We start from the raw sequence: 16,262 nt of genomic DNA on the forward strand, positions 1-16,262 counted from the left end.
AGATAGAAAATTCACAGAGAGCTGGGAGGATGTAAGCGGTTATTGAAATCGTTTGTAGAGTGTGATAGGCTTAAAGCGTAGTTTTAGTAAATTTATTAACTAAAAAGGTGTGAGCGCAGTTGGCAACGATCAAGGACATTGCCCGGCAAGCCGGCGTATCCGCCGCAACCGTGTCCAGAGTGCTGAATAATGATCTGTCTCTGTCCGTGAGTGAGGATACCCGGAGTAATATATTCGCCATTGCGGAACAGCTTCAATATAAGCCCAAACGACTGGGGCAGCTCAAGCGGAACATGCAGCGTGCTGGCAAAACAGTCTCACTGTTGCTCTGGTGCTCCATTGAGGAGGAACGTGACGATCCTTATTATGCTTCCATTCGACGCGGCATCGAGATCCGCTGTGAGGAGCTTGGACTGACTCTGGGTCAGACCCTGCGGGGGCGCCACTCCATTGCTCAATTGCAGCCTGCTGACGGACTGATCGTCGTCGGTGGTGTCGATCCGGAAGAGATTACCCCCCTGCCTGTCACCAAGGAAGCGATTGTCCTGGTCGATCAGTACCAGGAGTTACTGGATTATGACACCGTTCGGGTACACTTTCGCCAGGCTGTCGATCAGGCTCTTGGCCATCTGGTTGAGCTTGGGCATCGCAGCATCGCCTTCGTAGGTGGCGAGAGTAACGGAGAACGACGGGCTCACTACTTCAAGAAACTTTTGCAGGAGCGAGGTCTCTATAACCCTGACTTCGTTCGTGTGGGTGCTTGGAGCAGCGCTGACGGGTACCGCATGATGAATGATCTGCTGACAGGAGCCGAGCGGCCTACCGCCGTCTTCGCCGCGAGTGACCCACTGGCCGTCGGTGTACTGCGTGCCCTACACGGACATGGGCTTCAGGTGCCACAGGACATGGCTGTCGTCGGCTTCGATGACATCGAGATGGCTGCTTACCTGCAGCCTGCACTCACCACTATTCGGGCGTATCCCGAGCAGATGGGTCGATCTGCTGTCCAGCTACTCTCCGAGCGACTGGAAGGACGGGAGGCCCCCGCACATAGCGTCATCGGGACCAAGCTCATCGTTCGGGAAAGCTCAGGCATTAGCACTGGCTTAGGGGCAGATGCAAATTCTCAATGATTGAAGTGTAGCTAAATTAAACGGATGTCGTTTTCAACTTCAAAAATGTAATGATACGAATGTTCGGTAAGAATGTAACGCTACGAATGTAATGATGGCGTCACAACCAGACTATAAAAAATCGGGAGTGAATCTGATGAATATTTATGTAGACGAGACACTAGGCTTGTTCCATTTGCAATCCAAGGACAGCAGCTATCTGTTCCAGATCATTGAAGGCTACCCTGCCCATCTGTATTGGGGTGCACAGTTGAATCATGACACCAGTCTGGCCCACATAGTGGAGCTGCGTGAGCGCTGCTCCTTCTCGCCGAATCCGGTGCCTGCGAATCGCAACATCTCGCTCGACACGCTTCCTCAGGAGTATCCGCAGTATGGCACCAGCGATTTCCGCCAGCCTGCTTATCAAGTGAAGCTTGCGGATGGCAGCAGAATTACCGAGCTGAAATACAGCGGCTATCGGATTGAAGCGGGCAAACCCAAGCTGACTGGACTTCCTGCGGTCTATACGGAAGCAGATGAGGAAGCTACAACGCTCTATCTGGAGCTTAAGGATGATTATTCTGGCCTCAAGGTAACTTTGCTATACACCGTTTTTGCCAATCATAGCGCGGTTACACGCTCGACTTTCTTCGAGTACAACGGTAATGGGTCAATCCAGCTGGATGAGGCTATGAGCGCATCCATTGATTTCAGCGATTCCCAGTACGAGGCTCTCTACCTGCCAGGTGCGTGGGTACGTGAGCGTCATATTCAGCGGAGAGAGCTCGGTCCTGGCGCGCTGCGTCTGGAGAGCCGTCGCGGCTCCAGCAGCCATCAGATGAACCCCTTCCTGGCCTTGCTCCGTCCAGACGCCACCGAAGATGTCGGTGACGTATACGGGTTCAGCCTCGTGTACAGCGGCAACTTTGTCGCCCAAGCCGAAGTCGAGCAATTTGGTCAGACACGGGTGAGCATGGGTATCAATCCATTTGATTTCTCATGGCAGCTTGCTTCTGGAGAGTCCTTCCAGACGCCTGAGGTTGTAATGGTCTATTCTGACCAAGGACTGGGCGGCATGTCCCGCACCTATCACCGCCTGTATCGGACTCGCCTGTGCCGCGGTAACCACAGAGACGAGGTACGTCCGATTTTGATCAACAACTGGGAAGCGACCTACTTCAATTTTGATGCTGACAAGATCGAGGCGATTGCCGAAGCAGCAAGCCCGCTTGGCATCGAGCTCTTCGTTCTGGACGACGGATGGTTCGGCAAACGCGACAATGATGACAGCTCCCTCGGAGACTGGTTCGAGGATCGGCGCAAGCTGCCGGGAGGTCTTGCTGATCTTGCCAAGCGTGTCAACGATAAGGGCATGCAGTTCGGCCTATGGGTAGAGCCTGAGATGGTCTCTCCAGAAAGTGAGCTGTACCGCCAGCATCCGGACTGGTGCCTGCACGCTGAAGGCCGTCGTCGTACAGAAGGCCGCTCCCAGCTCGTGCTAGATCTGTCGCGGAAGGACGTTATCGATTATTTGTACGATACGCTAAGCGCTGTCTTCTCATCGGCCCCAATCACCTATGTGAAGTGGGATATGAACCGCAACATGACAGAAGTCACCTCGGCGTCTGCCTCCCGTGAGCATCAGCAGGAGACGGCACACCGTTATATGCTTGGACTGTATGATCTCCTGGAGCGTCTGACCACCAGCTTCCCGCATATTCTGTTCGAAAGCTGCTCCGGTGGTGGTGGACGTTTTGACCCAGGAATGCTGTATTATATGCCGCAGACCTGGACCAGCGATGACACCGATGCGATTGAGCGTCTCGCAATCCAGTACGGCACGAGTATCGTATATCCAGCCAGTACGATGGGTGCGCACGTATCGAATGTGCCGAACCATCAGGTGCACCGTATCACCTCCCTTACGATGCGCGGCGACGTCGCCATGAGCGGTAACTTCGGCTATGAGCTTGATCTGACCGCACTGTCTGCTGAGGACCAGGCTCTGGCTGCAAGACAGGTTGCCCAATACAAGGAGATTCGTTCTCTCGTACAGCAGGGCGATATGCACCGTCTTCTCAGCCCGTTCGAGGGACGTGGCAGTACAGCGTGGATGTTCGTGAATGAGGACCAATCGGAGGCATTCGTGGCCTTCTTCCGTGTACTGGCGGAGGCCAACGGGCCGATCCGTCGCCTGACGCTCAAGGGACTGGACCCGAACAAGAAATATCGTCTTGAATCCGGTGTAGCGCATATTCCTGCTGATTCCGCTACTGATGCTAGTAGCGAGACTGCTACATTTACTGAAGCTTTTGGTGGACAGAGCTTTGGCGGCGATCAGCTGATGCGAATTGGTCTGGTCACTTCCGATCTCCAAGGCGACTTCGCCAGTCTGACCTTCCGTCTGCGCGCTGTAGAGTAAACGAATTCGAGACATTGCATCGGCAAAAAATGAAGTCAGATGAAGTGAGACAAGTCAAACGAAGTCATCATAGACGTAGCTAGCTGGCATCTGAATAGCAATATAAACAGTAAGTAGCTCGTTAAAGAGGATTTCCTCGATAACGGGCTACTTTTGTTGTTGTACTACAGCCTATTTTTAATATGATAGAGCCTCATTGTGTATAATAAGCTTTCTTAGAACGTTTCTTTGCCGGGTATCTTAGTGGCAGACTCCGCTGAATGGCTCTCTCTTGCTGATCTGGAATGATACAACAAGAAAAAAACCGGTACAATCGCTATTAAGCCACAAATAATCCACGACAAACGAATAGGTGCTTGATCGGATGACAGGTCCAAGAAATTGCGACTGATGATTCCTGTGACAACAAGTCCAATACACATTCCCAACTGGGAAATAGCCGAATCCAGAGATAGCAGCGTAGAACGGTACTCATTACTGATTCTTTTATTCAAGAAGATTTGCTTAGCTGCCGGGTACATTCCCCGCCCTACTTCGTAAATCAGAAAGGTCACTAATACCGGGTAAAATGTATTAAACACACCAGCTGCAAATAACCATATGCCCAACATCAGACACGAAAAAATAAGAATGGTAACATCCTGATACTTCCGATACAGACGCTGGACCAAAAGACTGCCTAACGTCATACACAATGAATAGCCTGCTTTAATCATCCCCATAATCCAGACCCCTTCTCCAGACAGACCAACCAATCGTGGTTGTTGAAAGGTATTCCCTGCTGAATTAGAGAAGCTGATGAACACACCAATGAGGAAGACGATCCAAATAGCCTTATTACTCATCCCTATGTGGATGCTTTCTTTAACGATATCCGTAAGCTTAAGGCTGCTTTGCCGACGTTTCTCCACATGATGCTCTATCATAAAACCCGCAACCAGAATAAAAGTTACTACGATTGAAATCATGCTGATAAACCACGGAAGTGCATAGCTGTAACTGGCTAATGCAGCACCGAGTAATCCGCAAAGGATACCCGAGATATATCGGATGCTATTAGCATTCGTGAATAGTGTTTCTATCGGACGATCACTGTGCTCAACCACCCAGGATTCCAACGAACCAGACTGTAAGCAAATAGCCAATCCTCCAAAAACCTGCGCGATCATCAGTAGCCACATATCCTCGGACATTACGAACAATACACTGTAGATCATAAAACACACTAGCCCTAACAGCATAGATATCTTGCGTCCGTATTTATCCGATATCGCACCTGTAGGAACCTCTAACAAGAACACACTTAGAAATAAAATCACAAGTAAGTAATTAGCCATCTCTAAAGACAAACCCTTGAAAAGAAGAAAGAGAATTAATGTCGTCCCTGTAATTTCACTCATAAAAAATTGCAAAAAGCTGATGGAATAGAATAATTTGTGAGCTTGGATTTTCATAACTTTCCTCTTTCAAACAGTTGGGTTTCGAAATTTAGTTACTTCCATGCCACTTTACAAGAACGATTTTCACATGGAAATTGCCTTTGCGTATAGATTTATATAAAGTGGGATCGTATGAGCAGCTACTTTGAGAAATGAGAACACACGCTTCCTGACAAAAAAACAGCCTGTGCAAAAGGCTGTTCAGACAACTATTCGGATGGTAAAGGTTTAATCCGTGGAGTATCTTCTTGCTTATAATTCGGTAGCAGTTGAACGGGAGCTTTTTCTTCATCGGTGATAGGAACTACCAGCGGATTATCCTGATCAAGATTGTTTTCAATTGGAATGTAGCCATCATTTAAAGCTACAGAGGAACCATTATTGATCCAACAGGCTGTTGATTAGTCGTAGCTGAGTTTCCATAAATGAAGATAATAGAAAGAAACAAAGTGCCTAAAGCTATATACACGGTACGATGTTTTTTCATCATCATTCCCACCTCGTTAAATTGACTTATATTTCTATCTATATTTTACATTAAAGTGAGTGTATGGGCTACTTTCATTTTAAACAACCGCCAGTTTTTCATGCTGGCGGTTGTTGATCTGATATTATCTATCCTGCATTAAATACACGTTGGGCCAACGAAAATCCGTCTTATTTCAATTTGGCCACGCCTACGGCGATCTGCTCCAGCTGTGCCTGATTAAGCTTATGATCCGGGGAGCTAAGCGTCACGTAACGATCATCCAACTCGAAGGTAAGCATGGCTGTATCGCTCGGCGTGTACCATTTAGCTTTCACACCATTGGAAAGTGTCACATTCTTACCATCATATTCGTAGGAGTAGTCTCGTGGTGAGATACTTACATTCATATGTTGAAAGCGGAAGGTCACGCCGTCTCCGCCGGCGGCTGCCTTTTGGAACGTGTCGCCTTTTGCCATCTGCATAGGTGCATACGCTGTTTTGAAGCCGTCAAATTTTGCAAACTCCGCCTTAATGGCCTTACGCTGAGCCTCGGTATACTTCAGCTCACTCAGCTGCACCGTACCCGCTTGAGAGCTATTCACCTTCATTACATTCGCAGCTATCTTCTCCAGCTCTGCTTTACTCAGCTTACCATTCGGGGAGCTAAGCGTTACATAACGGTCATCCTGCTTCACGGTCAGCATAGCTGTATCGCTTGGGGTGTACCATTTTCCTGTATGACCGTTCGACCATGTCACTTCAGTACCTGTGTAGCCTGCGGAATAATCCCGTGGAGATACGTTAACCGTCATTTGTGCGAAGATGAAGTTCACTCCATCATCCGTTGCGACTATTTTTTGCAGCGCATCACCTTTCTTGATCAACTGTGGTGCATAGGCCGTCTCGAATCCGTCAAAGCCTGCGAAAGCCTTTTGAATGGCTTCCAGTTGGGCGGCTGTATAGCTTGGCTTCACCCATGTGTCTGTCTGACCATCTCCATTTCCATTCCCAGGTACGCCGCTCGTAGGTGCGCCAATCGTAATGACTCCTGTCTTGCTGTCGTAGGATACTGGCGCTTGCAATGCCTCCGATAGTGCACGAACAGGCAGATATGTGGTGTCATTATACAGGATGGGTGCCAATGGCTTTCCGTTAGCGTCTTTTGGCTCGAATACAGACCCTTTCACGTTGAAGCTGATCTTGTTATTCACGTACGCTTGAATCGTCTGGAGGTTGGTTCCAGCGTATACACCCGCTGCCCCTGTTAAGGTCATGCCTACTACCATCAACGCTGTAATGGATTTCTTTACGTTGTTCTTCTTCATATCAATTCTCTCCTTTGTCTATGCCGCCAATGGCGGAAGTCATGTGATTGTTATGCTGTAGCTTGTTGTTCCTTCCTGATGAACTTAGTATAGAACCGCCATATCTCCAAAGCATATCCAGCTTGTATCGAACTTGTAACACTTATACGCTGATGTATGAGCTTGTTTTTGTATCTATTATTTATAAAAAAAGAAGCCGCGCGGCGTAATGGAATGCACCTGCACTCCAGCTCAGCCACAACAGCTTCAATTGCTCACTCGACCACTTACTCATTTGAAATCAATAATCTGCGTCATTGGCAGCCCATCCTGACCATCAATGGTCACACCAAGACGCGTACCAGACGGGTTCCAGCGTAATGGGAACTGTGGAAAATAATTCAGCCCGATTGGCGAGACCTTGCCAGAGTCCGAATCCAGAATATACACCCCGTTCATCCCCCTTGAATCCTCGGTATACAGAGCTGCAGCCAGCTTGGTAGAGTCTGGAGACCACGCGATGTAAGGAATCAGATCTCCCTTGGCGATCAATATACTCTCCGCACTACCATTGCCGTCGAACATGCGCAGCTCACTACCCACTTGCCCCGGTACAGGAGTCGTCTCTACAGCAAGATGCTTGCCATTCGGGGACAATTCAAAATTCACTACATTCTTTAACAGCTCGGTCGGCTGTACAGTACCAGGTTGTATCTGCTTCAAGACTCTCTTGTTATCGGTATAATAAATCCGGTCCTGTCCTGCCCCAAAGCTCGTAAAGTTATCTAGCTCCGGGTCCTGAAGTGGCAATGGCGTAATCGTACCATCCACATGAATGGAGAGAATCGGGCCGGGCCCCTGCATCGAGCCTGCTGCAAGCACATAGGTGTCGTTGTTCAACCAACTCCCCTGCTCCAAATAGTTCTCTTCATGAAGTTCTGTAACTTGGCCCGTGCCTCGATTCTCGATAAAATTACGTGCAGTATATTTATCTTGCCATTGCTGGATGAAGCTATACTGACCATCTGGAGAAACCTGCACCTTGCGAACTATATTTGAATCTGCCTGGTCTGTAATCGCAGTCTGTTCATTGCTGTCCAAATTGACCTTCTGGGAGCTATATTCATATTTCGGCTCTTCTGTCGCTGTACCTGGCTTAAGCAGCTTGGTCAGGCTAATCTGCAGCTCATCATCGGATAACCACTGCTCAATATTGGCCCCCTCCAGCCGATGAATGGCTTTTACCACAATCCCCTGCTCTGACTTCGGACCAGAGCCCTCCACAACCGTCAATTGCCCTTGTCCCTTGGGGGCATTCTGATCTGCTTGTCCCCATGGAGACTGAGCAGCTGCACATCCTATCAGTCCTGTCATTAACGTTAGGGCCGCCCCCAGCTTGAGCATGACAAGTATGGATTTCATATGGATTCCCCCCTTTCTCCATCCTCCAGTTTCCTATTTCATGCTTCCTTAGGTCGTAGTCTTCATCACTTCACTTGCATCCTTCATCATGTCCAAAGGTACTCCTGCCCTAATATGCTTAATGTATACAATACAATGCATTCTTCTGGCATGAAGCTACCTTCAATGCTGCCTTCTCATAGGCTGGCACTATCCTCAGTAAGTTGATACTTCCCTTAATATATAAATATAAGTATAGAGCCGCTGCAAGCGGGGAGCCCTAGCCCTGTCGACCTCTGTTAAGCTTGCTGCTTGCTTCGATAATAATGGAGCGATGTCTCCAAAGCATATCCAGCTTGTATCGAACTTGTAACAGAAGCGGCAGCACAGCAACAGGACACATTGACAAGGCGCAGCAATGGGATACATTAGTGAGCCTCTGGATCAAACGGAGGATCACCGGGTAAAGTAACCATGAAATGTGAGCCGTCAGGCCCGGAGGCAACCAGCCTCACTGATCCGTACTGCTTCGCTGCCAGGCTTCGCACCAAAGGAAGACCTAGTCCTGTCCCCCCGGTATCGCGGGAACGATCATCGCTCACGGTGTAAAATGGCTCGAAAATCCGCTCCTGTAGCTCCTGTGGTATCCCGATTCCTGTATCCTCGACCTCGATGATCACGCTTCGCTCGCCGGAGTCAGTGATCACTGAACGGTTGGACAGCTTGACCGTCCCGCCAGGCCGATTATATTTGATTCCGTTATCCAGCAAATTGACTACCATATGCATGACATTATCACGATCCACCCAGGCCGTATCCTCATTTAATGCCGAAGTCAAGAAGATTTCACGCTGCTCTGCCTTCATATGCAACCGATTCAACGCCTCCTCCAGCAAAGGCCGAATCTCCACTCGGGAAGCATTCGTCTCAAATTCGTAGACATCCATTGCAGATAGCTGCAATGCCTTCTCGACTAGCGCATAAAGCCGTTCTGCCTCCTTGCCAATCTGGGTACGCGCATGCTCCAGCAGTGCCGGATCATCGCTATACATGTCCAGCAGATCCGAATAAGCAAGAATCGACGTCAATGGCGTCTTCAGTTCATGACTGATATTCCCGATAAATTGCTTTTGCTGCTGCTCCAGCTCCTGCAGGCGGATAATGGCAGCAAGCAGCTTCTGCTTCTCCTCATTCAGCTCGCTGACATAGGAGAAGATCCGGCCGCTCATATCATAGATGCCTTGTGCCAGCTCACCTAGCTCGTCATTCCGCTGAGTTGGAGGCTCGCTCAAGTAACGACCCTGCCCAATATCTCGCGCAGCCTGATTCAGCCTGCCCAGTACATGCACCTGTCGCCAGACATACACGTACCCGATCAGAAAGCCTGCCACCAGAACAGCCGCCCCGATCCCCATGAAGAGTTGCTTAATCTGGCTGTAAAAATCATTCTGCTCCTTGAGCGAATAATGGAACTGCACCGTGCCGAGCAGCTCATCCACATTGTATAACGGTGCCAGATACAGCAGCTGCTCACCCTGGGTTATATACGCTGACTGTCCTTGAGCTGTATGCCTGAGTGCGGCCTTCACATCCGTTAGCGGCTGAATCGGCAAGGATGTGCCTGCAAAGCTACCGTCCGGATCGTATAATGTCACCGCCATACCACTTTGCCCACCCAGATCCACAGCCAGACGCTGACCACTTTGCTCCATGAAAGCCTTTGGTGTTACGCGCTTGCCAGTCAGATAGGCCTCACGCACACGCAGGTTGGCCGCATCCGCTTGGTGGGCCAGACTTTGCTCCATGCGGGTCCGTTGATCATCACGGATGCCCGCTAGCACCAGGATGCTGAGCAGTAGAATGACGAAGGCTAGCAGCAGGGCCAGCAGCAGAGCAATCTTGCCTTTCAGACCAATATGAAGCCATCTCCTACGCTGCAAACGTGATGAGGATGCTGAAGGATGGCCGGAGCCGCTCATGTAGGCAGCCTCTTGCTTTTATAGCCGATGCCGTAAACTGTCTGAATGAGCTCTTGCTGCTCCCCTAGCTTTTTACGCAGACGCTGCACATGGATGTCTACGGTACGTGTACCTCCAGCGAAGTCCATCTCCCATACCTGCTCCAGTAATGCCTCCCTTGTATACACCCGCTCGGGGTGCCCCGCGAGCAGAGTCAGCAGGTCGAACTCCTTCGGCGTCAGCTCCAGCTCCTGTCCGGCTACCTTTACTGTACGACTCGGTACATCAATCCACAGCGTACCAAGCTCAATGCGTCCCTCAACAGTCGCCTCTGATGCAGGAGGCTCTTGGCGGTGGCTACGTCTGGCCAAGGCTTTGACTCTGGCTATTAGCTCACGAATATCGAACGGCTTGGTCATATAATCATCCGCTCCCAGCTCAAGTCCCAGCACCTTGTCAACAATGTCATTCTTGACCGTCAGCAGCATGACGGCTGGTCTATTGCTGTCATCCAGCCTTTTGCATACCTCATATCCGTTCAGCTTCGGCATCATCACATCCAGTACCATGACCTCCGGGTGGAAGGCCGCAACCTTTCTTAATGCCTCCTCCCCGTCTGCAGCCGTCTCGACCGTGAAGCCTTCCCGGCCTAGCGCATAAGCAATGGCACTGGAGATACTAGCTTCATCATCTACGACAAGCACCTTGATCACGTACACTCCCCCTTTTGCTGGAATTTCGTTGAATGTATTTTTGTATATAAATATGCTGAATTAGTTACTGCTCCGGGTCCTTGCAACTCTGAATTTTTGAATCCTGCTTATAGTAGTGTCACTAACAGTACTATAATAATTCCCATAGAACAACGGAGCAAATCCGATGCACTCATGAATGAACAGCAAAAGACAGATGAACTGTCATCTGTCCTTTTAGCGGTGTACCTTCAATTAAACGCCTTAATAACTTGGGAGCTTAATCATTAACGTCGTTCAATTTTTATGACAGTAGGGATTACTTCAACAAGCGAATGGTCACTCGTTAAAAAAAGCCTGCCGCTTCACTTAGAGCAGCAGACTTAATCTTGATTATCAACACTACGACTTGGCTTGCGCCGCCTTCATGGCTGCCGTCTCTTCCTCGTTCGGCCCGTATATACCCGGTGCTACCAGCCCTGCCTGACGCATCAGGATCGTGAGTTGGGCACGGTGGTGAATCTGATGGCGAACAAGTGTGTTCAACACGCCAGCGACAGTCGTGTCAATGACGCCGAACAATTTGATCGGCTGTGGCAGCTTGTCATCCTGATCCGCCCAATGTGCGCTCAATTCCGCAACTACCGCCTCGCTTGCGCGGCGATACGCTTGTGCGATTGCTGATGCGGAGCCTTCCTGAGGAGCTGGAACCTCCTGTTGAAATCCGATCTGATTCACAAAAAAAGGTACGCTCTGCACGATATGCCACGCAATTTCGCCAATCGTACGAGGCTGCTCATTCGATACCGCCTGGCTCAGCGAGGTGTCCGTCAGCTTGTCCAGCACTTGCAGCGTAAACGCAGCTTCCTGCTTCCAATCGTTCAAAAATCCATTAATAGTCGTATACATCTGTCACACTCTCCTCTAATTATAAGCTTCAACACACGCGAATTTCCTAATTCAACACATTTTTTTAGAAAGACATGCCTTATTATTATATCGGAATCAGAAAGATGTTTCCAAAAAGGCGCATTCAAGCGTGTCTCACTAAGCAGCTTTGGTCTGGAAGAGCTTGATGCCCATCACGATAAAAATCAGGCCGGTAATCTTGTTCAAAATCAGCTCTACCTTCGGATTCTCCCGCAGCTTGTTCGTGAGTAGCGCTGAGAAGAATGCCACAAGTAAGCACCACAGTGTGCCCGTCAGGACGAAGGTAAGCCCCAGGATAATGAATGGCAAGGACCCATAAATCTGGTTCGGAGCAATGAACTGCGGAATGAACGAGATGAAGAAGAGCGCGACCTTCGGATTGGTCACATTCGTAATGAGTCCCTGGACATAAATCTTCTTGTAGGAGGCTTCCTTTTTGTGCGCCAGCTCGAAGCTGGACGAGCGTTGCATCAGCATGCGAATGCCCAGATACACCAGATATCCCGCCCCAATTAGCTTCACTGCTGTGAATAGCATAACCGATGTGGTCAGTAGCAGTGATAACCCGACAGCAGCCAAAAAGGTATGTACGAGGATGCCCGAAGAAATGCCCAGCACAGAGTAAAGGCCCGCCTTTTTCCCCTGCGACACGCTTCGACTTACGATATACATGGTATCAGCCCCGGGGGTAAAATTCACAAGCAGAGCCGTAATCACAAACAGTCCAAAATGTGTAATACCTATCACGGTTCCCCACTCCAATCCCTGTCTCTTGTTATCTGTCTATTTTAAATTCAGCTCATTCTATCATGAAAATAGGAGAAGAGCTTGCATGTTATGCATACATATCGAGATTTTCCAGGCAAAACATAGGTAAGGAACGAAGGTAGTCTGCCTAGCAAATACATAGCAAAAAAAGCCGAATTCCTGTTAGGAGAAACTCGGCTTAAGAATGCTACTTGCACACCATAGTGAGGGAAGAACCGTATACGAATTATTGCTTTAAATACAGAATGTGTACTCTTGCTAGATCTGCTGGAGCGTATTCGGCACGATCAGACGCTGATGACGCATGGCATCCTTCCCATTGCCAGGTTCCCGGATCACATATACCTGCCCACCGGCTGCAAGCAGTTCTGTTGGAGACGGATGACCCAGAAAATCAACAGGGCTATAGCTGAGTCCGTACGCGCCCGCATTAGGAATAACAATGTAGTCGTCCTCCCTGATGAGTGGCAGCTTCGCTTGCCGAACAAGACAATCCTCGGGAGTACAGAGGGGGCCAACGACGGTGATTTCCTCCTCCTGCTGCCTGGCCTCTCCGGCTTTATCCACGTCCGGCTGCTGCTTGTGTGCGCTGAAGACCTTCACCGGAAAATTATCGCGCAGCCTGCGGCCCCGGAAAGCTGCGGAAGCGTAATGGTTCATGCCTCCATCCGTGACGGCAAACTTCTCTCCTTTCGATGTTTTGGTATACAGTACCTTTGTCACATACACTCCGGAGCAGGCGACCAGGTACCTACCACTCTCAATAATCAGACGGACGCCTGGCATACGCTGCACCGCCTCTACCGCCAGTCTGTTGAGATGCTGGAGTACCTGATCCATATCGAGCGACTGTTCGTGAGCAAAATAAGGAATGCCAAAGCCGCCGCCCAGATTAATGCTGTGAATAGGCAGGCCGTATTTCTCACCAATCTCCCCGGCAAGTCTGACGGTATTCGCGAACGATCCAATAATCTCCTCCGCTTTCAGCATCTGAGTGCCTGTATAGATCTGGATGCCCTGAAATTGAATATGTCTACATTCCTGCAAAGCTGCAAAGAAAACGTCCAGTTGGGATTCATCCACACCAAACGGGCGGGCTACTCCGCCCATTTTTATCGTCGCCCCGGATACATCCGCGTCAGGATTAATACGGACGGCCACCCGCACATGGATACCGCTTCGTGCCGCCACTTTTTCCAATAGCCGCAGCTCGCGAACCGATTCAACATTGACACATCCGATTCCTGTCTCAGCAGCTTCATTCAGCTCGGATTCTGTTTTCCCCGGCCCAGCAAAAATAATATCCTTCGGCTCATAGCCTGCTGTAAGAGCTGTATACAGCTCTCCTGACGATGCAATCTCCGCCCCGCAGCCAAGGGAACAGAGCAGCGCAGCGATGCTGACATTTCCGTTTGCCTTCAGCGCATAATGCAGTTTGACTGAAGGATGCAGACGGGCGAGTATACTCCGTACATGGGAGTACAAGGCATCTCCGTCATATAGAAAAAACGGGGTCCTGTGGCTCCGTGTTACGGACAACAGTTGATCATCGGATAGATTCACGAAATCCTCTCCTTCACTTCACCCTGCTCTGGCGGGCCGATTGGTAAATGGAATCCAGCAGCCTGATCCGTTCTGCCGATTCCCCGAAAGGAACAGAGACAGCTGTCCCATGGACCATCTGGCAAAAGTAATCGAGCTGATTCACATAATAATTCATGGGCCGGAATTCGGCTTTGGCGGACAGTTCGCCGGACCGGCGAATACGCAGCGTCATTTTATAAAATCCAAGATTCGCACGGAAGCAGTCATTCAGCGAAACGACCGCATCGTCGAAGGTCAGGGTGTGGGAGCAGCGGTAAGGTCGCTCAAATGAGCATAGGGCCGTCGCCCTCAAGCCGTCCGTGTACTCCGCCTGCGCCTGGAAGGTCCAATCACAGCCGCCCGGCCCATCGAAGGAGGATTGTCCTTGAAAGCTGGCCCCGTCCAATCCAACCAGCATCTGCAAAAACTGCAGCCAGTACACACCCAAATCTCTGAAACAGCCCCCTCCCTGCTCCAGACGGCTCCGGTAGTTGTCTTTATGCCCGTTTTTGGCCGGGATGCACAGACTGGTCTCTACCGAGCGTAGCCTGCCGAAGCTACGGTCGCTTACCATAGTACGGAGCTTGTCCTGCCAGGGATGATGCCTGACCATGACTCCTTCTAGCAGGTATGGCCCACCTGCCCGCAGGGCCGACTCGATCAGGTCCAGTTCATCTGTGTGCAGGCATAGCGGCTTTTCGACCAGTACGTGCTTGCCTGCGATCAGCGCTCTTGCAATCCATTCCGCATGCAGATCGTTACTAAGTGCAATATATACGGCATCGACCTCACTGTCGTTTAATAACTCTGCAGGGGTCCGGTGCACCGTGCGGATGCCGTACTGCTCAGCCATCAACTCGGCTTTTGCGGCAGTCCGGTTCGCAACGGCCACAATAGCCGAATGCTCCACATAGCGGGCCGGCTCAAGCAATGCACGCGGGACGATGGACGAGCAGCCAATGACGCCGAACCGGACGGGCTCTCCTGCCGGGGAAGGCGGCACCCATGCTTCTGCGACAGCGTTCATCAGCTCCCCTCCTCCACATCGGGAACGGTCTGCGCAGAGTACAGACCAAGGCGCTGAGCCAGCAGCCGCGAGCATTCCGGGGTCCGCTTTTTCGTTTCCAGCATGTCCTTATGCATCTTCTCCAGAATATCCGCACCGCCTCCGTATTCCGAGACCCAGCGCTCGTAGCGGATGCCGAATCCAAGCTCCTCCCACAGATCTGCATTGTCTTTCTCATGCGCACCGAAAGGCTCCAGCATGATCAGTGGTGTCGCGGATACAAAGGAATCCGTCATGGTTCCCCCTCCTGGCTTGCTGACAATGGCCTTCATCTGACGCTGCCGCACATACAACAGGTGATATTCTTGCTCATTGCGGTACAGGACTTCTTCGCCAGAGCGGACCTCGGCAAACGGAGGGAAGCTGTGTCTACCGTCCGCTCCTGTCTGCCATGTCCGCCATTGCGGATCCATCCGGTAATATTTGCGGCTACCGGCCTGTGCGTCAGGAGCGTCTTCGTTATACAGCATGATATCAAGCCCATAGCCGGCGGCTTCCAGCTCGTCCAGCTTGTCGCGATAGGTGCCCATGCCCCAGCCGCCGCCGTGAATGAACAACCGATGCTCCCGTTCCCTGTAGGGTACAAGGGGAACAGACACATCAATATAGCAGTTTATGCTGCCTGTGGCATGGTCAAACAGAGTAAGCTGACCGCAGCCTTCAGCAAATTGCGGCCGGTGGCGCATTAAATTTTTCCAGGAAGGGGATGGCGTAGAATCCATGTACAGCAGCTCAATGTGCAGAGGAACCCCGCTCCGCCGGGACCGGTATTCCTCCAGGACGTACATCCAGTGGCCTGACAGGCAAATAAAATGGCGTCGATCCTCCTCGCACCATAAGGACAGGAGCTGCTCCAAAGCTTCCGAATCAATGGATTCACTCATATCCTGCGGGATTTTTTGTGACATCAGTGCAATCTTGAAGTTGTCATGATAGGCTTTACGATTCTGGTCCACCTTGGTACGCGCTGATTCTGGCAGCATATTCTCGAATACATGAACGGCCGTACCCATGCCAAGTCTGCTCAGTCCCGCTTCAATCAGTAATCCGGGCGTATAGAATCCCAACCCGAAGCCAGAGCATAATATCGTAACCTTCATTTCCCTTCCTCCCA

The 16,262-nt window shown here is 50.5% G+C and carries 12 protein-coding genes; 2 read left to right on the top strand and 10 right to left on the bottom strand.

Features of this window, described 5'->3' with window-relative positions; translation table 11 throughout:
- The first annotated feature begins 119 nt into the window (after positions 1-119).
- Positions 120-1,133, top strand: coding sequence for a LacI family DNA-binding transcriptional regulator (locus MKX74_RS24125; RefSeq protein ID WP_341180049.1), 1,014 nt, complete (start codon positions 120-122; stop codon positions 1,131-1,133).
- A gap of 136 nt (positions 1,134-1,269) precedes the next feature.
- Positions 1,270-3,537, top strand: coding sequence for an alpha-galactosidase (locus MKX74_RS24130; protein WP_341180050.1), 2,268 nt, complete (start codon positions 1,270-1,272; stop codon positions 3,535-3,537).
- 215 nt (positions 3,538-3,752) lie between these two features.
- On the opposite strand, the gene MKX74_RS24135 is transcribed toward MKX74_RS24130, so the two are convergent.
- The 10 genes from MKX74_RS24135 to MKX74_RS24180 form a co-directional block, all read right to left on the bottom strand.
- Positions 3,753-4,991, bottom strand: a complete 1,239-nt coding sequence (locus MKX74_RS24135) for an MFS transporter (protein ID WP_341180051.1) — start codon at positions 4,989-4,991, stop codon at positions 3,753-3,755.
- A 642-nt stretch (positions 4,992-5,633) separates the two neighbouring features.
- Entirely contained in the window at positions 5,634-6,770 is a 1,137-nt protein-coding gene (locus MKX74_RS24140; protein WP_341180052.1) for a stalk domain-containing protein, read from the bottom strand.
- Between the two features lie 270 nt (positions 6,771-7,040).
- On the bottom strand, positions 7,041-8,171 hold the full coding sequence (locus MKX74_RS24145) for a TolB family protein (protein ID WP_341180053.1): 1,131 nt from the start codon (positions 8,169-8,171) through the stop codon (positions 7,041-7,043).
- 407 nt (positions 8,172-8,578) lie between these two features.
- Positions 8,579-10,129 carry a sensor histidine kinase gene (locus MKX74_RS24150; protein ID WP_341180054.1) on the bottom strand — a complete coding sequence of 517 codons (1,551 nt, stop codon included), beginning with the start codon at positions 10,127-10,129 and terminating at the stop codon, positions 8,579-8,581.
- The gene (locus MKX74_RS24155) at positions 10,126-10,821 is read right to left on the bottom strand and encodes a response regulator transcription factor (protein ID WP_341180055.1); all 696 of its coding nucleotides are present in this window, start codon (positions 10,819-10,821) and stop codon (positions 10,126-10,128) included. The genes MKX74_RS24150 and MKX74_RS24155 overlap by 4 nt, the downstream gene beginning before the upstream one ends.
- Positions 10,822-11,202: 381 nt before the next feature.
- Positions 11,203-11,709: a DinB family protein gene (locus MKX74_RS24160; RefSeq protein WP_341180056.1), complete on the bottom strand. Its 507-nt coding sequence runs from the start codon at positions 11,707-11,709 to the stop codon at positions 11,203-11,205.
- 138 nt (positions 11,710-11,847) lie between these two features.
- Complete coding sequence (locus MKX74_RS24165) at positions 11,848-12,477, bottom strand: LysE family translocator (protein WP_018887904.1); 630 nt, start codon at positions 12,475-12,477, stop codon at positions 11,848-11,850.
- Between the two features lie 279 nt (positions 12,478-12,756).
- The gene (locus MKX74_RS24170) at positions 12,757-14,061 is read right to left on the bottom strand and encodes a type III PLP-dependent enzyme (protein ID WP_341180057.1); all 1,305 of its coding nucleotides are present in this window, start codon (positions 14,059-14,061) and stop codon (positions 12,757-12,759) included.
- A 13-nt stretch (positions 14,062-14,074) separates the two neighbouring features.
- A complete protein-coding gene (locus MKX74_RS24175; RefSeq protein ID WP_341180058.1) occupies positions 14,075-15,109 on the bottom strand; it encodes a Gfo/Idh/MocA family protein in 1,035 nt (344 codons plus the stop codon).
- Positions 15,109-16,248, bottom strand: coding sequence for a UDP-glucuronosyltransferase (locus MKX74_RS24180; protein ID WP_341180059.1), 1,140 nt, complete (start codon positions 16,246-16,248; stop codon positions 15,109-15,111). Before MKX74_RS24180 ends, MKX74_RS24175 begins: the two co-directional genes overlap by 1 nt.
- Positions 16,249-16,262 lie beyond the last annotated feature (14 nt).

Source organism: Paenibacillus sp. FSL K6-1230 (genome assembly GCF_038002385.1).
Classification (GTDB): Bacteria; Bacillota; Bacilli; order Paenibacillales; family Paenibacillaceae; genus Paenibacillus; species Paenibacillus massiliensis.

What these genes read in the sequence shown, in the direction of transcription:
- MKX74_RS24130 (WP_341180050.1), top strand. Translation starts at nt 1,270, where the DNA reads ATGAATATTTATGTAGACGAGACACTAGGCTTGTTCCATTTGCAATCC.
- MKX74_RS24135 (WP_341180051.1), bottom strand. Translation starts at nt 4,991, where the DNA reads ATGAAAATCCAAGCTCACAAATTATTCTATTCCATCAGCTTTTTGCAA.
- MKX74_RS24140 (WP_341180052.1), bottom strand. Translation starts at nt 6,770, where the DNA reads ATGAAGAAGAACAACGTAAAGAAATCCATTACAGCGTTGATGGTAGTA.
- MKX74_RS24145 (WP_341180053.1), bottom strand. Translation starts at nt 8,171, where the DNA reads ATGAAATCCATACTTGTCATGCTCAAGCTGGGGGCGGCCCTAACGTTA.
- MKX74_RS24150 (WP_341180054.1), bottom strand. Translation starts at nt 10,129, where the DNA reads ATGAGCGGCTCCGGCCATCCTTCAGCATCCTCATCACGTTTGCAGCGT.
- MKX74_RS24160 (WP_341180056.1), bottom strand. Translation starts at nt 11,709, where the DNA reads ATGTATACGACTATTAATGGATTTTTGAACGATTGGAAGCAGGAAGCT.
- MKX74_RS24175 (WP_341180058.1), bottom strand. Translation starts at nt 15,109, where the DNA reads ATGAACGCTGTCGCAGAAGCATGGGTGCCGCCTTCCCCGGCAGGAGAG.
- MKX74_RS24180 (WP_341180059.1), bottom strand. Translation starts at nt 16,248, where the DNA reads ATGAAGGTTACGATATTATGCTCTGGCTTCGGGTTGGGATTCTATACG.